Origin of the sequence: Paenibacillus taiwanensis DSM 18679 (assembly GCF_000425125.1) — a bacterium.
GTDB classification, from domain to species: domain Bacteria; phylum Bacillota; class Bacilli; order Paenibacillales; family Paenibacillaceae; genus Paenibacillus_B; species Paenibacillus_B taiwanensis.
Genome location: NZ_KE384306.1, coordinates 927007 through 948045 on the forward strand (window position 1 = coordinate 927007; position 21039 = coordinate 948045).

12 protein-coding genes are annotated in these 21039 nt (G+C 44.9%); all 12 read left to right on the forward strand.

All coding sequences use genetic code 11. The features are described from left to right. The first annotated feature begins 62 nt into the window (after positions 1 to 62). The 12 genes from H509_RS26800 (at position 63) to H509_RS25230 (ending at position 20885) form a co-directional block, all read left to right on the forward strand. On the forward strand, positions 63 to 4664 hold the full coding sequence (locus tag H509_RS26800) for an S-layer homology domain-containing protein (RefSeq protein ID WP_245596070.1): 4602 nt from the start codon (positions 63 to 65) through the stop codon (positions 4662 to 4664). A 229-nt stretch (positions 4665 to 4893) separates the two neighbouring features. Continuing rightward, positions 4894 to 6345 carry a 4-hydroxyphenylacetate 3-monooxygenase, oxygenase component gene (gene hpaB, locus H509_RS0113095; protein WP_028545484.1) on the forward strand — a complete coding sequence of 484 codons (1452 nt, stop codon included), beginning with the start codon at positions 4894 to 4896 and terminating at the stop codon, positions 6343 to 6345. Between the two features lie 623 nt (positions 6346 to 6968). After that, positions 6969 to 7286 (forward strand): transposase, encoded by a 318-nt coding sequence (locus H509_RS0113100; protein WP_028545485.1) that lies wholly within the window; start codon positions 6969 to 6971, stop codon positions 7284 to 7286. An 11-nt stretch (positions 7287 to 7297) separates the two neighbouring features. Beyond that, complete coding sequence (locus tag H509_RS27680) at positions 7298 to 7627, forward strand: hypothetical protein (RefSeq protein WP_157277660.1); 330 nt, start codon at positions 7298 to 7300, stop codon at positions 7625 to 7627. Positions 7628 to 7801: 174 nt separating this feature from the next. Further along, positions 7802 to 8749 (forward strand): carbohydrate ABC transporter permease, encoded by a 948-nt coding sequence (locus H509_RS0113105; RefSeq protein WP_028545486.1) that lies wholly within the window; start codon positions 7802 to 7804, stop codon positions 8747 to 8749. A gap of 17 nt (positions 8750 to 8766) precedes the next feature. Then, a complete protein-coding gene (locus H509_RS0113110; protein WP_157277663.1) occupies positions 8767 to 9603 on the forward strand; it encodes a carbohydrate ABC transporter permease in 837 nt (278 codons plus the stop codon). Between the two features lie 154 nt (positions 9604 to 9757). After that, positions 9758 to 11137: an ABC transporter substrate-binding protein gene (locus tag H509_RS0113115; RefSeq protein WP_028545488.1), complete on the forward strand. Its 1380-nt coding sequence runs from the start codon at positions 9758 to 9760 to the stop codon at positions 11135 to 11137. A gap of 134 nt (positions 11138 to 11271) precedes the next feature. After that, positions 11272 to 15411, forward strand: a complete 4140-nt coding sequence (locus tag H509_RS25225; RefSeq protein WP_051287061.1) for a polysaccharide lyase family 8 super-sandwich domain-containing protein — start codon at positions 11272 to 11274, stop codon at positions 15409 to 15411. Positions 15412 to 15531: 120 nt separating this feature from the next. After that, positions 15532 to 16494 carry a sugar kinase gene (locus tag H509_RS0113125; protein WP_028545489.1) on the forward strand — a complete coding sequence of 321 codons (963 nt, stop codon included), beginning with the start codon at positions 15532 to 15534 and terminating at the stop codon, positions 16492 to 16494. Positions 16495 to 16554: 60 nt separating this feature from the next. Then, on the forward strand, positions 16555 to 17220 hold the full coding sequence (locus tag H509_RS0113130) for a bifunctional 2-keto-4-hydroxyglutarate aldolase/2-keto-3-deoxy-6-phosphogluconate aldolase (protein ID WP_028545490.1): 666 nt from the start codon (positions 16555 to 16557) through the stop codon (positions 17218 to 17220). 192 nt (positions 17221 to 17412) lie between these two features. Further along, positions 17413 to 18054 carry an L-fuculose-phosphate aldolase gene (locus H509_RS0113135; protein WP_036697033.1) on the forward strand — a complete coding sequence of 214 codons (642 nt, stop codon included), beginning with the start codon at positions 17413 to 17415 and terminating at the stop codon, positions 18052 to 18054. A gap of 296 nt (positions 18055 to 18350) precedes the next feature. Beyond that, positions 18351 to 20885, forward strand: a complete 2535-nt coding sequence (locus H509_RS25230) for a glycoside hydrolase family 95 protein (RefSeq protein WP_051287063.1) — start codon at positions 18351 to 18353, stop codon at positions 20883 to 20885. Positions 20886 to 21039 lie beyond the last annotated feature (154 nt).

A 21039-nucleotide genomic window follows, 5' to 3' on the forward strand; every position in this document is an offset into this window, starting at 1 on the left:
TACTAAAGTTCAACCCTTTTTCCTTCATAAACTACTGTCAGGAGGTTGAAGAAAAAGTGAATATGTCACTACACAAGCTCATATCAAAAGTGCTGCTGTTCAGTATATTGGTGACGACCATTACTCCGCTCACCACAGTTCAGGCAGCGACTGGGCCAAACGTCACAGAAGGACAGGTTCAGGGTGAATATGCATTAAATCTGACGCAAGCAGGGGATGTAGACTGGCTGCATCTTAGAGGGGATAATTTAAATAAGCTAAGTCTGGTGAAAAAAGCAGGCGGCCAATCGGTTACGTTTGATGTATACGGAAATACAGGAGTCGAAGGGAAGACAAGCAGAGGCAGTGATGCTAACTATATGTCCTATACGTGGACGGATGGGATGGCTGGCCAAGAATTCGGGGCGAAGGATACCGGGTTTGGTCTATTTTTTCCAAGTGCGAGTCGTGAACCTGGTGCCTACACTAACGTGGGCTGGAACGTTCAAGTCGAGCCGCAGCCCACAACTTCAACGCTATGGTTTGGCGTAGGGATGTGGCAAGCTAACGTACAGTTTGATATTTATACGAATGATGTATTAAGTGCATCAAAAGTCGTTAGTGCAGACGCAACTTCTAAAATGGTTAACTATCAAGTTAACGTACCTGCAAATGTGAAGCTTAGAGTCGAAGGACGGCTGACGGATGTACAGAAGAAAAACGGGAATATGTCCTTATCGGGTGTCGCTTTAAGCAGCAAAGTGCTGGCCGATAAAATGACGTTACAAAATGAATACAATGCAGTTAGCTACATGACGCAAGGATTGTATACCGATAACACATGGCAGGCGCTTATTACAGCAAAAGGGGAAGCCAAGCGTATTCTCGATTGGATAGAAGCTACTCAGCAAGATGTTGACAGCGCTTACCAAGCGCTGCTGACTGCACAGTCTTTGCTTGTCAAACGAGAATCCAATATTGTAATCGATTACACAGGAACAGCTACAGGTGAGTATACCTTTGGTTCCACGACCGACCAGCAAGATCGTTATCAGACCTTTTTGGTCAAGGATGATGTGGCGATGAAATATGTGCAAGTGAATGTAAAACGGAATAAAGAGCCGGTCAGCAACCTAGTCATTAAATTGTACGCGGTAAACCAAGAGGGACTGCCTACAGGAGCCCCTCTTGCCTCAACGATAGTTAATAAAGATACAATTGTGGATGGCGGATTGACAACAGCTGAATTAAGTTACAGTCTAGCTGCAAATACGCGGTACGCTATCGCCTTAACACAGGAGAAGCTTGGTTCTGGGCAATATCGTTGGATGATTATGCCTAAAAATATGGAGTCTGCGAATGAGTTTTTTGGTAAAACCGTCTCAGGCGTATTTAAGTCAGAAGCTGCTCTAGGCACAGGCATTATGCGAATCGTCAAGGAAGGCAATGTGAACAAAGCGCCTTTGCAGACGATGATTGAGAACGTTAAGCACTACAACAGAAATCTCTTTACACTCTCGACATGGTCAGCCTTAGAGACAGCCTTGAGTCAGGCCGATGTACAACTGCGAGACGTGGATGTGAAGCAGGATACACTTGATGCGACTTTACTTCAGATTCAAAATGCGTTTAACCAGTTGACGCTAAGTAAGCCCCTTGATGAGGTGGCAGCACGAATTGCTACGTTAGAGCAAGCGGTTTTAAAAGGCTATACAAGTCAGTCAACTGCTGCTCTACAACAAGCTGTTCAGACGGCAACATCGTTACAAGCCGCTTCATCCGAGCAGGAACGAATGAAGGCGTATTCCGGCGTCCTGAATGCGTTAGACCAGTTACAGTTAACAGACAAGTATCAATATGAAATTAATCCTTTGATGACAGCAGGCTTTGGCTTTGAAGGAGACAAAAATGCAACGCTCGCTTTTCTTGACGGCTCTTATCAGATCGGGGGCACCCGTCCGATGCAGCATGGTCCTGTTGCACCTAAGCAAATGGTAACCTTTGGCGCAACAAGCTCAGCAGACATCAAGTGGTATAACGCGGAAGGGTATTTGCCTGTATTTATTCATGAGTTTGAGAAAGAACAAATGAAATACAAAATAGAATCGTTTGCTAATAAACAAACCGTCGCCAACAAGGATTATGTCATTAATTACTCCAAAATGACGGTAACTAACGTTTCAAATGAAACACGTTTGCTGCCTGTTGTATCCGAAAACCTAGTTCCAATGAATGCCGCAGCGCACAACGTATATACGATCCGCCCAGGCGAAACAGTCATTAGAGAGTATGCTATCGAAGCGGATAAATATGAATACTTTGACGCGACCAAGCAAACATTCACAACCTTAACAAGAGAGCAAGTATCTCGTCTTGGCACGTTTGAGCAAAACTACAAAGACATGAAAAACTACTGGAATACTAGACTTTCTGCGGTAGTTGACCTCAAGCTGCCAAACAAAGCACTAGTTCATGCTTTTAAAGCAGGCTATATTTACAACATGATTATTAAGGACGGCAATTACTTGCATGTTGGTGAAAATGGCTATGCAAGATTATATTCTCACGATACAATCGGGATTTTTGTACAATTGATTCAAAGCGGTGATTTTGCGCACGCAAAGGAATATTTGGAGAGTATTCCTCTCACCGGAGGCATTAACATTGAAACGGGTCAAGTGGACCCGAATCAATTTTGGGACGCCAATTGGAAGCTACCTTGGACCTATGCTGTTTATTTAAGCAAAACGGGAGATGCTTCCATCTTTGATGAAGCGATGCAAGCCGATGATGGCTCTATAGGTTCCGTATTTGATAAAAGAGTGAAGTTTGGTGCAAAAAGTATCGTGAGCGATCGGGCTGGAGACGGCCATATTATGAAGGAAACGAAAGCAATCGATACTTTAGGTTATTGGACAATTGATAACTATTCCGCCTTGACAGGTTTATCCTCCTATGAATATATCGCCCGTGAGTTGTACAAGGTGAAGGGGGATGCGAAGTACCTGACGGAAGCCCAATGGGCAAAAGATCAGTATGACGATTTATTGGCTGCTTTTACAGCTAAGTTACAAGCGACGATAAAGGATAAAAATTTGAAATACATTCCGGCGTCTGTCGTACAGAGCAACGATGAGAACCGCATGAAAGACTCCAGAGATGCGAACTGGGCTTCCATGTTCTTATTTGGCAGATGGTTGTGGGATGGATACTTGTATGGTGCAGAGCAGCCGGATAACAACATTAACTTAACGATGTTAGATGACACCTACAGTTATGGCATCAACAGACGTATCAATGAGGGAACGACGGATTCGCCTTACAATTTTGGTGGGTACCCTCATGGTTTCTACTCAAGTGCTTATAATGCGGGTTACGGCAGTGCGGCGCTGCGTGGTGAAGCGCATCGAGACATGGGGATTAAAGCTTACGAATTTATGATTGAAAAATCGATGAGCGGACCATTCAGCTGGTGGGAAGGTGTAAATTATCCTGTCAATCCGAGTCCATGGGCACCAACAAGCGAGAAGCTAGGTATTCAATCAACACCAGGCGGTGGTGGTTCCGCTCAGCACATGTGGGGTCAAGCTGTTAATTCGAAGGTGTTGGTTGACTCTTTGATTGCGGAGCGAATTTATGAGCAGAACAACAAATATGAGCTTATTATCGGCCGTGGCATTCCTAAGGAATGGGTGAAAGATGCCGCAAGCAACAACGATATCGTTGCTGCCGTGAACAACTATCCGGCATTCCAAGGTGGAAGAGTCGGGTATGACATCCTTAGAAAAGGGAACAAGCTCGTTGTAACGATGAAGACTAACCTTGCGCAAGCAAAAGCGGACACAACTCACGCCACGTTCAGCATCCAACTGCCAAGCATGGTAAATAACATTAAGCATGCTTCATTGGGTGTGGTGGATAACAACAAGGGGATCGTTACAGTACCACTCACTGCAACATCGGTTAGCATTACGTTAAGTGATTTGCCGGATGGTGGGAATGACAACAGCGGCAATAACGGTAACAACGGTAGTGGGGGTAATAATAGCAACAACGGTAACGGGACAACTACCGGAAATAACGCAGGCAATAATGAGAATAACAATGGCAATAACGGCGGAAAAGACGGCAATACGGAGCAGGAGCAAGGAAGCAAGCAGCCGACATTTTCGGATATTAGCAAGCATTGGGCACAAGAAGCCATTAATAAGGCCGTCGCACAAGGCTTCATTAAAGGCTACGAAAATGGAACATTCCGTCCAAATGCAGTCGTCACACGTGGTGAACTGACGGTTATGCTTGCTCGTGCACTGAAGCTGCCACAAGCAGATAGCGTGTTGTCTTTCAAGGATGAGGCAACGATTCCATTATGGGCCAAGTCTTATATTACCAGTGCCGTGCAAGCAGGACTAATAAAAGGCTATAACGATCAAACGTTCCGTCCGCATGATCCAATGACACGAATGGAACTGGTTGTCATGATCGCTAGAGCACTCAAACTGGAGGACTCAAAAGCCACATTGCCGTTTGCAGATTCGAATCAGATCCCGTCATGGGGGAAAGGAGCTGCGGCAGCAGTGTACGGAGCTGGGCTGCTGAAAGGAAAAGATCAACTACGCTTAGCTCCGAATGAATCGGTAACAAGGGCTGAAGCTGTAACGTTGCTGCTTAGAATGACATCTTAACAATGCTGTTCCAAACCAAGAGCGAAGTGTTTATCACTTAGGCTCTTGGTTTTTTTGTTGAGAAGTCTTCATTTGCAGCGAAACCGTTCAGGATGGTGGCCGTTCTTTCTAGCTATCCTAATGTACCAACTGCAGCATCTTCCATAAACGGAGCGGAGTGTAGGTATTCGTGTAGGCCAATCTGCCTTGTTACGAATACAGTATCCTTAGAAACGAGGAGGCGATTTTCATGCCCGTAAAAAGCGGAAGCGAATATATAGAGCGGATAAATCAAAATCTCCCCGATGTCTGGATCGGAGGAGAGCGTGTACAAGGGCCTATTTCGGAACATAAAGCTTTTAAAGGTCTTATGGCTACTCAAGCGGCCATGTATGACATGCAGCATGACTCAGAATCGCAATCCGCAATGGTTTATAGTTCGCCGGTAACAGGCCATCCGGTCGGACTGTCCTACAAACAGCCTAAAACAAAAAAGGATCTCGTCCTACGCAGGCAGATGATGCAGTCGTGGGCCAACTGCCATCATGGCTTTTTGGGGCGTTCCCCTGACTACATGAATACCGCCATAATGGCATTTTCCGCAGCAGCGGGGGTGCTTAAAGAAAAATATCCTCAGTACGCTGCTAATCTGAAACGATACTACGAATACTGCCAGGAGAATGATATTACGCTTTCTCATGTGTTTATTCAACCTAGAGCGGGGCGAGTCACTACATTTCTTCGGACCTTCGAAGAGCCGGAAACCGCTCGAGTAGTCGAAAAAAATAAAGACGGGATCGTAGTTCGAGGGGCTTTTCTTTTAGATACACAAGGGGCAACTTCGGATGAAATATTGGTATTTCCTCCGCCATTCTCCTTGTCAGTCGATGAGGAAAGTCCTTATGCATTTGCCTTTGCTGTCCCAAGCAACCTTAAAGGTATTAGTTATGTGTGCAGGGAAAGCTTTGTAGGGGGAGAATCATCTTACAATTATCCACTTAGTTCCAGATTTGAAGAAATGGACACGCTTGTCCTATTTAAAGATGTTACCGTGCCGTGGGACCGCGTCTTTGTGTATGGTGACGAAAATATGGCTTCCCGTTTAATGGAAGAAAGTCATTTTCATACGCATACCGGCATTCAGATTATGTGTAAAAACATTGCAAAAACAGAGTTTTTGCTTGGAACTATTGAAATGATGGTTGATGCTTGCGGACTGGATAATCATGATCACATTATTGAAAAGGTTACGGAGATGATCGTAGCAGTAGAGACACTTAAAGCGTTTCAGCTTGCGGCCGAGAATGGTGCATCTATAGATCGATGGGGGTCTATGCTCCCGAATAAGAAGCCGCTGCTTGCGGCAAACGTATATTTTCAAAAAATGTATCCACGCTTGATTGAAATCATTCAATTAATTGGTGCCAGTAATTTGATGTTGATCCTGGATGAACAAGATTTTAATTCTGAAATTAGCGATCAATTAAATCAATATTTGAAAAGTATTGATGTAGATGCCAAAAAAAGTGTGCAGCTGTCCAGACTGGCATGGGAGCTTAGTGTCAGTTCATTTGGTGGTCGGCAGGCGGTTTACGAGCGATTCTTTTTTGGAAATGCCTCAATCGTGAACAAGCGTCTTTATAACGAATATGAAGACAGCAGACACAAGTATGTGGATCGGATCAAAACCTTTTTGTCATAGCTGCGGGACGATCATTCTCATATTCGATAGGGGTAGTTCATTGGTATGAAAGGGCTGTCCAATAAGTCTTTAAAATAAAAGTTGGGCGGAGAAACATCATGTTTTCCGTCCAATTTTTTGGTTCTTATGCTTCTGTTGGAAAGTGGCAAAACGGATCTCCGCACCTTCAACTGGTTTTCGGTCGCCATTTGCACATCGCAGCCCGGTTTCAATTGACCGTTTTTCATATGATCTTTCGTCATCGACATAAATCCGGATAAACGTAGCGCTCCAAATCAACATCGGTATGATGGTGCGGTATGGGGCGGAATACGTGACCGGACGAGAGATCCGTTATTTAGTGGATGTAAGGATCATTTGGCCGCTTAGCGGACAGGAGGTACGCTATTTGCGTAATTCGTCCCGTTTGGCGGTAGTTTGGAGGCAATAGCGGATTTCCTGTCCGATAGCTACACCCAAAGTGTGTTTTTACCGCACATAACGGATCGTCTGTCCACCAAAGCCAGCCTATTCAACCCAGATATCATCGCTCTGGACCTAGAATAAAAAGTGGTGGAACTAGAATAAAAAGTGGACACCCGTTAACGGATAGAAGGATAATAAGGCTAACGGAGGTGTTCCATATGGGAGAACAGCGTCAACGATATGACGAGGAATTCAAGAAACAAACGGTAAAACTTATCCAAGAACAGACCAAGACACTCGGAGACTTAGCAGAAGAACTAAACATTCCAAAAAGTACATTACACCAGTGGATGGGCAAGTATCGTGAACTTAAACATGAGCCCGTAGCTAGTGTGGATCGAGTGAAAGAACTAGAATCTGAGCTCAAAGAAATGCGTCGGTTACTTCAAGAGAAAGAACATACCCTTGCGGACACGCAAGAGGAACTCGCTATCGTAAAAAAAGCAGTGCACATCTTCAGCAAACCAAAGAACTAAGATTTCAGTTTGTGGAAGACCATCGCTCCGAGTTTTCTTTGGAGAAGATGTACAAAGGTGGGAATGACTCGTCATCTTTATTAGCGGATCGATTGAGACAATTACAAGAAAGCTATTCTGCAAGTAATGGTGATTCAGCGCTTTACAATATACGCCACTCAACCTATGAGGAAGTTGTTAGACAAGCGGAATCTATCATTAAAGCAGAAGTGAATTGGCCCACTACCAGAATATGCAGTCGATTTATCGATTTATTTGGATCGCCTAATACACCAAAGTATAAACGAAATGAGAAGAAAAGAAATAATGGTCTGCCAACTAGTCGTGCTAAATTCACATAATAAAGTAAGGAGGTCGTGCGGCTGCTCGACCTCTTTTTTGTATGCAGAAGCTGCTAAATTAATCGCAGCAAAGGTCAAAATTTTACCCACACTAGGTCATAATCCATCCTTTGTTCTCCCTTGTCTGCGGCTTATGATGAAGTCAACAAATTATAAGCTGAGGTGACATCATAAGTGGAAGAGACAAAATCAAGTTATCAGCTCTCTACGCAGCAGGCGGAGCATGTAGTAAAGAAATTTTGGTCGCCACGGAGAAAGGAAGCATTAGTTGGGTGGCTGTTTTTAATGCCGGAAATTGTCGGTATGCTGCTGCTTAACGTATTTGCCCTTGGATTCTCGTTGTATTTAAGTTTTACAGATTGGGATTTATTGTCTGGGGTTGCAGGTATTAAATTTGCAGGCTTGCAAAACTTCATTCATTTATTTCAAGATCCGACCATATGGAAGGCGTTATACAACAACTTAGTGTATACGGTGTTAACTGTACCTTTACCGATAGCGATAGCGCTTGTGCTAGCGGTTGTTATTCATAGTAAAGTGTACTTTAAAAGTTATTTTAAAGTCGTATTCTTCATCCCTTATATTTCTTCTATTATCGCGGTGGCAGCAGTGTGGAGTATTTTGTTCCACCCTTCGTTTGGCCCGATCAACCAGTTTTTAATGGACCTTGGGATATCAAATCCTCCGAAATGGCTCGTTGATCCGAAAACGTCCTTGATTGCGGTTGCTATTATTAGTGCGTGGGCAGGGCTTGGTTACACTATTATTATTTACATGGCGGGATTGTCCAATATTTCCGAAGAGTTGTATGAAGCGGCGGAAATTGATGGCGCGACGGGACTGAAAAAGTTTTTTAATATTACGATTCCTCTGCTTCGACCAACGACCTTCTTCTTGCTTATTACGATGCTAATTGGTTCATTTAAAGTATTTGATATTATATCGTATTTGACGGAAGGCGGACCAGATAATTCATCGACGGTAATCGTATTCCGAATCTATCAAGAAGGTTTTGTGAACTACAATATGGGTTACGCATCTGCAATATCGTGGCTGTTATTTGCAATTATCGGACTGATTACAGCGGCAACTTGGAAGTTGCGTCAGGAAGAATCATTTTAATTGAAAGGGAGAATATGATGCTAAACTTACGTAATCGGATTTCTAAAATTGTCGCTACCGTGTTAATGGGGATCTTGTCCGTACTCTTTATCTTTCCATTATTATGGATGGTGTCGTCAGCATTTAAATTTGAAAAAGATGTGATGCGCTTTCCGATCGAATGGATTCCTTCTTCCATCAACGTTATCCATAACTTTAAAGCCGTATGGATGCAAAAGGTGCCGTTTGGAATCATTTATTTGAATTCCATAAAAGTGGCGGTTATCGTTACTTTACTTTCGTTACTTATATCAACGATGGCAGCCTACTCCTTTACGAAACTAAAATTTCGCGGCCGTAACTTCGTATTCGCCGTGCTGCTAGCGATGATGATTATTCCGGATCAAGCGACACTTATTCCTCGTTTCATGCTTATTCGTTGGATGGGTTTGTATGACACCCATGCCGCGCTTATCTTTATGGGGATGTTCTCGATTTACTTTACTTTTCTCTTGCGTCAATTTATGGCGGGTGTGAGTGATGATATTTTGGAAGCGGCTAGAATTGATGGGGCAGGGCATTTGCGCACATTTACTTCGATCATGATTCCACTTTGTCGACCTGTAGTCGCGACGGTGGCCATTATTAAGTTCATCTGGTCGTGGAATGATTATCAAAATCCGTTAATTTTCTTGCAATCCAAATCATTGTACACCGTTCCGCTAGGTATGACCTTGTTTAGGGATGATTATACGACCAACGACGCGATTATGATGATGGCGGCCGTGTCAGCGATTATTCCACTGTTGATTGTGTTTATCGTGTTACAAAAACAAGTGATAAGCGGGATTGCCCTTGGTGGTGTGAAAGGTTAAGCTATACGGACGCACAAGATTTGCAAATAGGTCAAAATCGTTATCACACATGCACAAAATTGTACACGCAAGCAAATTACAAACGTTATATACTGTGCCTGTAAGCGCTAACAAGCTTCTTGGTTAAGACCACACATTTAGGGGGAATTCGCACATGGCAAGTAAAGCTAAACGTAATCTTCTTATTTCCACATGCATACTGCTAGCTTTAATGATGTTTACGAGCGCTTGTGGAAGCAAAGCTGACGATTCAGCACAATCGAACGGTAATGCAGATGCAGGAGCAAAAGAAGTGACACTTAAGTATTATAACTGGGACAATGAGTCGCAAGAAGGGGCTACAGACGCCATGCTGCGTGAGTTTGAAGCAGCTAACCCTGGTATTAAAGTGGAACATGTCGTGCTCGTTCCAGGTAATTCACTTGAAATGTTAAAGAAATTGGACTTTTTAATTTCGTCAGGAGATGAAGTTGACGTCGTTCAATTACCCAATTCATCAGCGGTCGTTGAAAGAGCGGTTCGCAGTGCATTTACGCCATTAAACGAATTCTATGATAAAGAAGGCTTGAAAGCACAAGATGAGTATTATGTAAATCCAGAAGTAGACGGAAAATATTACGGTATGCAATATACATCCGGCTATACGTATGTCATGCTCAACAAAAACGCGTTGGACGAAGCTGGGCTGCCTGTTCCTAAATTCGGTTGGACATGGGATGACTACCGTGAATATGCGAAAAAGCTCACCAAAGGCGAAGGGATCGATAAACGTTACGGTACTTACTTCCATACGTGGGAGTTGTATATGAATGCACCGGCGCAAACGGTAATGAAAGATCCGTTCCGCTATGACGACGGCAGTACTATTTTGGCTGACCCGACTTATCCGTACTTCTTCCAACTGCGTAAAGATATGGAGAGCGTAGATAAGTCTGCAAAAGCATACGCTGACATTTTAGCGGCTAAGCTTAACTACCGCAGTGAATTTTTCGGTGGAAGTGCTGCAACGATTATGACAGGAAGCTTTACAATTCCTGACCCAGGTAATCTTGAGCAGTACCCACATGATTTTGTGACAGCTTTCGCACCAGTTCCGCTGCCTCCAAAAAATGCATTGCCTAAACAATATGAGGGCGGCAAATATTTTGTTGGGGGTTCACAATTAGCAATGGGTTCCACAACAAAGCACAAGGAAGAGTCCTACAAGTTGATGCGCTTTATGTCTACAGCAGATTCAACGAATAGACAAGAATTCTCTGGCTGGAAAAAAGCAGATCAAACAGCGCTGTTGGAGCGTATGATTGGTAAAAACAAAGATAAATACGATGTAGAATCATTGAAGTACACGCTGTTTGGCGACGACATTAAGTATCTGGATGCTTCCAAAGTGCTTACTACTTCAAGTGCGGATTTAACAAAATTAATCGGCGATGGCTTCAGCAAATTTATGCTTAGCAACGAACCGATTGAAAAAGTACAAGCATGGATGGTTGAAGAAGCTACAAAAATTATTAAGGAAAAAGAAAACAAATAAGTAACAATCAGTAAGTAACATCATAAGTAGCAATCCGCTGAACAAGGCGTCTCTATATTCCATGCTAGATATAACCTAAATAGCGTGGAGAGGGACGCCTTTGCAATCTATGCTTAGGTATGGGGTGAATAGTGATGAAAAAAATACTAAGTTTGTTACTCGTAGTTACGATAGTAGTCACGTTGTTACCTGTTGGTCCAAATATGGCGCTGGCATCAACTGCCAACAATTTAATTCCGAATGGAAATTTCGAACTGGCAGTGGCGCCAAGCGGAACGTGGACGCAATATACGGATACGAATCCTGCACCTGCTCAGTGGGACACATGGATTCCTGTAGGTTCTGGTAAGCCCGCTGGCAGGACAGTAAGTGTATCACTTGATACGTATACTCCTTATAATGGTCAGCAATCGTTGCTGATTGATGCAGTTAAGTCAAGCCGTGTGTCTATTAATACAAAGGCACCTGTTGTGGCGGGTAAATCGTATCGGTTACGCGTTTGGTATAAAACCGAAAATGTTGCAGGTGGCAGCGGCGTTTATTTTCGCACCTCTGTACAGAATGCTTCTAATACCAAATTAATGGACGGCCCAAGCTCAACGAAAGTGTATGGTACAAATGATTGGACGATGCAGCAAGTTTTTATTACGGTTCCAACAGGCGGTGCCAAGTTTTTTGTTGAATTGTTTTTTGAAAATAGTACTGGCAAAGCGTGGTTTGATAACATTTTGTTGGAGGAATATGACGGTATAACAGGGTTGGCGCTTGAACCGGCAGCAAGGATGATGACGGTCGGGGAGACAAAGCCGCTTACCTTAACCGTCACGCCCAATAACATGCCATCCCCCCAAGTTGTATGGAGCAGCAGCGATGAGCAAATAGCTGCTGTGGATCAAATGGGGCATGTAACAGCAGTTGCTGCGGGGGTGGCAACCATCACAGTTGCAACAGCAGACCAACTCATAAAGGCACAAAGTAACATTGGTGTTGATTCGGTAGAAACAGCAGCTGCTTATAGCCAGTTACGTTCACGCTGGAAGCAGAAGTTAGTCGGTGCGGCAGATGCCAGCCTAGCAGCTGATCCCACTATTCAAGCGTTAGTAGCTGAGATGGACAATAGTATATCTAATGCGATGAAGAACGGTTATCTGGATACACTTAGTGCGAATAATGCCAGTCGCAGCTATTTGTGGTCAGATTTGACGGATAGCGCTGATACGAAAGAGAAGCATGCCAACAACATCGTGACTGAGTTTACGCGTATTAAAACGATGGCAACTGCCTATCACACAGGGTCTTCACGCTTCTATCAAGATCCACAGCTGCGGGATGCCATTATAGGGGCCTTGGATTGGATGTACGCTAAGCGATATAACGAGCGTTTATCCTATAGCAGTGCCAGCAGCTGGTGGGGGTTTGAAATTGGTGCACCGCAGCTGTTAAATGACTGTTTAATTCTTATGTATGATGAGTTGACTGATCAGCTAATAGCCAACTTTATGCGGACCATTGATAAATATTGTCCTAATCCAACAAAGCGCGTACAAAATAGCTCCGTCATCGAGACCGGTGGCAATTTACTGGATAAAGCACTTGTTGTTACTGTTCGGGGTGTAATAGGTAAAAATAGCGCTAAAATTACGCAAGGACGGGATTCCATCGGTTCAGAATTCAACTATGTCACGAGTGGTGATGGCGTATATGAGGATGGCTCATTGGTACAGCATGCGAATATCGCTTACACGGCGGGTTATGGTGCAGTTTGGCTCAGCCGTACGGCGGATATCACTTATTTGCTCAACCAATCTCCTTGGCCTGTGACTGATCCGCGTGTAGCAAACGTATATAAGTGGGTAAGTGATACGTTTGAACCGGTTATTTACAAAGGGCTGTACATGGATATGGTGAACGGACGAGGGATTTCCAGAAAAGATTCGGGTACAGCTCGTGGGACGATTGTAGCTCTAGCCAGTTTGGCAGAAGGTGCGCCTTCGGTAGTTAACGATAACATTCGAAGCATGGTTAAAGAATGGGTAAGCAAGGATACAACCTGGGACGATTATTATAAAGGTTTGCCGATTTCAAGTGTCGTGCTGCTGAAAAAAGTAATGAACGATACTTCGGTAGCACCGCGCGGCGAGCTGTCGCGCAGCTACATGTTTAACGGTATGGCGCGTGTTGCGCATCATCGCCCGAATTATACGTTTGGGCTTAGTCTGTTCTCAGACCGCATTTCTGCCTTTGAAATGGGTAATAAGGAAAATGTAAAAGGCTGGGATACCGGACTTGGCATGACCTATATTTATAACGAAGATTTACAGCAATATCGCGATGGATTTTGGGCGACGGTGAACAGTTTCCGTTTGCCAGGCACAACAACAGACGGCTCTGGAGAAGGAAAGATGCCTGGCGAATGGGCTTATTATTACAATTCAAAAAATCATGTTGGCGGTGCAACACTAGATCATTTGTACAGTGCTAGCGGCATGGATTTCTCATTAACCAAAGTAACAGGCAGTGATTTAAGTGGTAAAAAATCATGGTTTATGTTTGATGATGAAATTGTAGCTCTTGGTGCAGATATTCGTAAAACTTCAGCCGCTACAAAGCAGGTAGAAACGATTGTAGACAATCGGAAGTTGAATAGTAGTGGAAACAACGCCTTGGTGCTTAACGGTGTACAGGTGCCTACCGCATTGGATTATGAAGCAGACGTTAATAATGTCCAATGGGCACATTTGGCGGGCAATCGTGCAGGTTCTGGTGCAGATATGGGCTATTACTTCCCTAATGCGCCTACATTACATGTCGTACGCGAGGCGAGAACAGGTGCATGGTATGACATTAACAACGGTCAATCGAAAGACCAACTGACGCGTAATTACGCAAGCTTATCTTTTGAACACGGGACACATCCCCAAGCTGCTAATTACGAGTATGTGCTGCTTCCAGGTAAGACATCAGCACAAACAGAAGCTTACAGTGAGCAACCAGCAATTGAAGTGCTAAGCAATACATCCACCGTGCAAGCTGCGCGTAACAAGCAGTTGGGAATCACCGCTGCAAATTTCTGGAGTGCGGGTTCTGTGGGCAGGATGAGCGCCAAATCCGCTGCTGCCGTCATCATGAAAGAACAGAACGGTGAAATGACCATTGCGTTATCCGATCCAACGCAAAAGCAGAACAGCGTGACGATTGAAGTTCTTCAACCGAACATGACGTTGCTAACTGCAAGCGCGGGAATAAACGTTACCCCGATACAAGATGGAGTTAGCATTGAAGTTAACACTACAGGATCACTTGGCCAAACGTACACGGCAACATTTGATCTCGGAAAGACCTATACGGTCACTGTGGACGGGGCAAAAGCTGATAAACAGGCTGCCAAGAAGGGTGAAATCGTAACAGTAGCATTGGATACACCGGGTGGAAAGGTGTTCGATAAGTGGAACGTAACACCAACGAGTCTGACATTAACCCCGGATACAACGAACACGAGCAAGTATTCGTTTGTAATGCCTGGCGAAGCAGTTAAAGTATTAGCGGTGTATAAAGAAGCGAATTCCACGGGGGGCGGAACGACAACAGCACCAGGCTCAACAGAATCAGGATCAACAGGATCAACAGGATCAGGTGCAACAGAATCGGGTTCAACAACAGCGACAACTCACCCAGAGCCAACAAAACCGAGCCAACCAACAGAGCCGGTGAAACCTGCTGATCCAGAACCTACGAAACAAGCTTGGTCTGATATCAGTGAACATTGGGCTAAGGCTGCTATTCAAAAATCAGCTGAACTCGGTTTTGTAACGGGTTATGAGGATGGAACGTTCAGGCCGAATGGCATCATTACGCGCGGTGAGCTTGCAGCTATGTTAGCTAGAGCGCTGAAACTGGAACGAGTGAATGCAGCATTCAGTTTTGCGGATCAAGCTCAAACGCCAGCATGGGCGCAGCCTTTTATTCAAGCGCTTGCTAAAGCGGGTTATATTTCAGGTTATGAAGATGGTACATTCCGTGCAAATAAACAAATGACGAGAAGTGAGCTCGTTGTTCTGATCGTTCGTGCACGTGGGCTTGAAGTGCACCCAAAAGTAACACTGACTTTTGGGGACGCAGATCAAATTCCAGCATGGGCCAAACCTTATGTTGCAGCCGCTGTGGAAGCAGGTCTAATTCAAGGCAATGGCGACGGTAAATTTAAACCTAACGCTGCTACAACGAGAGCCGAAGCAATTACTTTAATTTTACGACTGTTAAATGTTTCGAAATAACAATAGTTCATTTCATGTATAAAGGTGCTATGTATCGACTGATGGACTGATGCTTGGGTTATCGAGCGTCAGAAAATGATCGATAAATATCGGATAAATAGAAAGCGATGGTGAAGGTGAATGAAACAGCAAAATACTTCCCCGGAAGTGGTCACCTTCGGGGAAAGTATGGCCCTATTGATCACTGAGGGAGGAAAGGGCCTTGAATATGCATCGAATTTGACCCCGTCATTTGGTGGGGCGGAAACAAACGTCGCGATCGGTTTGTCAAGGCTTGGACATTCCGCAGGCTGGTGCGGCCGGCTTGGAAATGATCCGTTTGGGCAGCGCATTTATAAGCTGGTAAGAGGAGAAGGCGTAGACGTTACACGCACTTCATTTACAGACGAAGCTCCAACAGGACTTATGATTCGTGAGAATACAATTGGCAGAAGCTCTGTGTATTATTACCGCCAGCTATCGGCGGCCAGTAAAATGACGCCTGAGCATTTGGACGAGGCCTATATTGCGGGTGCAAAGATTTTGCATATTACGGGGATTACACCTGCGTTAAGTGAATCCTGCGCGGCGACGGCAGCAGCAGCTATGGACATCGCAAAGCAGCACGGTGTTAAAGTGAGCTTCGATCCGAATTTACGTTTAAAGTTATGGAATGTGAAAGCAGCCCAAAAGGTGCTGCTGCCGTTGGCACAAAAAGCGGATTATTTCTTGCCAGGTTTAGATGAATTGAAGCTGCTATACGAGACAGAATCGATAGATGAGATCGTTGCCAAGCTCGGGGAATTGTCGGCTGTGAGCATTGTTAAAGGTGGCGAGGACAAAACCTATATTTTAGAGAACGGCAAATGGTCAGCGGTTCCTTATTACAAGGTAGATCAAGTTGTCGATACTGTAGGAGCTGGGGATGGCTTCTGTGCCGGATTTCTAGCCGGTTTGCTGCGGGATTTCAGCCTTGAAGAGGCGGTTCGTCTCGGTAATTTGATCGGCGCGCAAGTTATCCAGACGGTCGGGGATTGGGAAGGGCTTCCAACTGGAGCGCAAATCGAGCACTTGCTTGCTGGTAAGTTACATGTGGAGCGATAAAGGTGTTTAGTGAACAGATATCAATGTGGATATGAAAATGGGATAGGTGAGGAGAACGTCATGAAAAAAATACAGCTGATTCAGAAAATTGTGGAGGAAGGTGTCGTTGCCGTACTTCGCGGAGAAACGGCAGAAGAAGTGGTTGCGATGGCCGAAGAGGCAATACGCGGCGGAATTAAGGTGATAGAGATTACGATGACAGTTCCATATGCGCTAAAAGCGATTGAGAAACTGGCACACACTTATAAATGGGATTCAGCAGATGAATCTACATATGCAATTATTGGTGTAGGAACTGTGCTGGATGCTGAAACTGCCCGTGCGGCAATTATTAGCGGGGCCCAATTTGTCGTATCACCTTCTCTTAGCGCTGAGACGGTAACGTTGTGCAACCGATATCGTGTACCGGTTATGCCAGGAACGATGACCATTAAGGAAATAAATGAAGCGCTTGAGCTTGGAGCCGATATTATTAAGCTGTTCCCAGGCAACCTGTATGAGCCGTCCGTCATCAAGACGATTAAAGGACCATTGCCGCAGGCTAACATTATGCCAACTGGCGGTGTGTCGCTGGATAACCTTGGTGAATGGATAAAAGCCGGAGCGGTTGCGGTTGGGATCGGCTCTGATTTAACGAATGAAGCAGTCAAAAACAACGATTTGTCGTTGATTCGAAAGAAAGCCGCCGCCTATGTAAACGCCTATCGTCAAGCAAAACAGGTGTAAAATAAAAAGAGCAAGTTGCAAGGCCTTATCGCCTTGTAACTTGCTCTTTTTGCACTATTATGTGGTCATGAGTTTGTGAGTAAGACTTTTACTTGCATATCGTAATCCCAATCCGTCAAAATGAAACTATAGCAGCCATCAAAGATTACATACGAGCTTAACTATCCATTTATAGAAAGGAACAAGTGACAGATGTTAATGGAGCAAGCAAGGTATGAATTGATTAAATACGGCAAGAAGCTAGTCCAGAACGGATTGACCAAAGGCACGGGCGGCAATCTTAGCATCTTCGATCGTCAACAGGGGATTGTAGCCATAACCCCGACAGGTATTGATTTTTACGAGATTGAGCCTGAAGATATCGTCATTCTTGACCTTGATGGTCAAGTCGTTGAAGGTAAACGCCTGCCATCCTCGGAATGGGAAATGCACCTAGCGCAATACAACACGCGTGATGATATGGATGCAGTCATTCATGCCCATACGATATATGCAACGGTGCTCAGTTGCTTGCGCTGGGAACTGCCTGCTACCCATTATATGATTGCCGTTGCAGGTCCAAACGTACGTGTAGCCGAGTATGCTACATTCGGTACACATGAGCTAGCAGTTAATGCCACAAAAGCGATGGAGGGCCGTAAAGCTGTCATGCTAGCGAATCATGGCGTATTGGCGGGTGCACAAGATTTGCTTCATGCTTTTAACATCGTGGAGGAACTGGAATATTGCGCACAAATTTACGTACTAGCGAAAAGTGTCGGTGAGCCGATAGTGCTGCCAGATGCCGAAATGCGGCTCATGGCAGACAAGTTTAAATGTTATGGGCAACGATAATATAACAGTCCAATAATTCGAAATGAGGACCTTGAATCGGGCGAGTCAGCATATATGACTTGTCCGATTTTTTTGTGCTGCATGGTGAGCAGAATCCAGCAACAAACAGGGGATCATCATGTGAGTGGATGTAGATAGTAGCTGCTAGGGTGTACGTTAGGTCAATAAACGGCACATACATAGTCATAATCGTGCATCTATTTTGAGCTACAATGTCGATATAATGGGGCAAAGCACGATATGGAGATAGATTACGAGCTATGACACAGTCTTCTTAAAGAAATGAGGGTAGCTTTATGAATCATCTAAGGTGTGAACGCCACATATGCACCCGCAGCAACAAGAGCGGCAATTATTTACTGGAGCGATCAGCGGCTAACAAATGGACAGAAGCTTTTCCAATTGGTAATGGGCGCTTAGGGGGAGTCGTTTATGGGGGGATACAGCGCGAGCAGATTCAATTAAACGAGGATTCCATTTGGTATGGCGGTCCGAGGGATAACGATAATAGGTCGGCGCAAGCCGAACTTCCGAATATAAAAAGCTTGTTGCTACAGGGTAACGTACGCAAGGCAGAAAAGCTAGTATTAAAGCATATGACAAACGTACCGCAATATTTTAACCCTTATCAGACTTTGGGCAACTTGTTCCTGGATTTTGATACCGATAACGAAGCTCACACCGTTAAGCGTTATTGTCGTGAGTTAAATTTGGATCAGGGAATGGTGCAAGTCGATTATGAAACAGGAAACGAAGCGAAGGAAGGAGCATTGCCAACTAAGGCAACGGATGAAGGTCAGCAGGATGACATTACGTACAGCCGCGAAATATTTGCTAGTGCCGCTGATCAAGTGCTTGTCATTCGGATGACTACAACTGCGGAAGCCGGCTTAACCTTTGCAGCTAAACTTGACCGTAGACCATTTAACGGTCAAGTTGTGCAAACAGCTGATATGCAGGCTATTGCGATGCAAGGACAATTAGGAGCAGATGGCGTACGATATGCCGTTGTGCTGCGGGCTGTCATTGAGGGCGGACAATGTCAGACGGCGGGCAATTACATGGATATTCGTCAAGCTCGTGCAGTGACTCTTATTGTAGCAGCACAGACTTCATTTCGTTGTGTTGATGCTTATGCGGTAGCTTGGCAACAAGCAAAACAAGCTGCTAAAGTGAGCTTTGACACATTAAAGCAGCGGCATTTGGCGGATTATAAGCCGCTTTTTAACCGCGTGACGCTGAATTTAGAAGCGGAGGAAGGGGCGGAACTGGAGCAGCCGCTACCTAGCGCGCAATGCTTGTCCACATCAGAGCGACTGGCACGATACCGGCAAGGTGCGCCTGACAATGGACTGGAGGCGTTATTTTATCAGTACGGTCGTTATTTACTACTTGCCAGTTCCCGACCAGGTACTTTACCTGCTAATTTGCAAGGGATTTGGAACGATAGCTATACGCCTCCGTGGGAATCGGACTATCATCTAAACATAAATTTGCAAATGAACTACTGGCTTGCCGAGACGGGAAATTTAGCCGAATGTCACATGCCGTTATTTGATTTTATTGAACGTTTAGTGATCAAGGGACGACAAACCGCACGTAATATCTATGGTGCACGCGGATTTGTCGCCCACACTAGCAGCAATATGTGGGCGGATACAGGCATCTATGGTGAATATGTGAGCGCCAATATGTGGCCAATGGGGGGCGCATGGCTAGCACTGCACATGTGGGAGCATTATGGGTATAATGGCTCGCTTTCGTTTTTGCGTGAACGTGCGTATCCCGTATTAAAAGAAGCTTCATTATTTTTTTTAGACTTCTTATTGGAATTACCGTCCGGACAGCTAGTGACCGTACCCTCGTTATCACCAGAAAACTCGTATCGGAGCGAACAGGGTGAAGTCGGGGCGCTATGTTATGGTCCGTCAATGGACTCGCAAATTTTGTATGCGCTGTTTACTGCATGTATACGGGCAAGCGAGCTGTTGCAACAGGATGTGGAAGGGCATACGGAACAATGGCTCCAAGAGGAAAAGCAGCTGATCCAACAATGGCAGCAAGTACGCAGCCAGTTGCCACAGCCGCAAATTGGCCGCCACGGGCAAATAATGGAGTGGGCTGTCGATTACGAGGAAGTAGAGCTAGGACATCGGCATATTTCCCAGCTATTCGCCCTACATCCTGGAGAACAGATCATTCCTCATCGCAGCCCCGACCTCGGACGAGCAGCCAAGTTCACGTTGCAGCGGCGTCTAGCTAATGGCGGAGGACATACGGGCTGGAGTCAAGCATGGATTGCAAACTTCTGGTCAAGGTTAGATGAAGGAGATCAGGCGCATCAAAGTTTACGTCGTCTATTAAGTAAAGCGGTGCATCCGAACTTGTTTGGTGACCACCCTCCATTCCAAATCGATGCTAACTTTGGCGGGGCAGCAGCGATCCATGAGATGTTATTGCAGTCACACGGAGATGAAATTCGCTTGTTGCCAGCATTGCCGCACGCATGGCCTCGGGGAAAAGTAACGGGGTTACGTGCCCGTGGCGGCTTTACTATTGCTATAACATGGGAGGCGGGCAAGCTGCAGCAGGCGCAGATCACGTCTACGCTTGGCAAGCCCTGTATCATTTATAGCGAGATTCCCCTAGCTTTTAGTATGAATCGTACTTGTAGGGGGGATGACGAGCATAACGATGACCACATGGAGGAGCAAGTGCCCGATCGGTGCAAAGGGAAGTCATCAACGACAGTGGACGTAACAAAGCCCACGCCACATACGTATCAGCTCAATATTCCGCTTGGAGCTACAGTTACAGTTAGCTTAGCGTAGTTTTTCATTAATTTGGACTACAAAACAAAGAAATAAGGAAGTAGACGTGTAATACCGGGCAATAAAGTCAAAATAGTTCACAACCGAGCAAAATAATTAGCTTACTATTGCCAAGGGCATTCACTATGATGGTGGTAGATCCAATATCGAATGA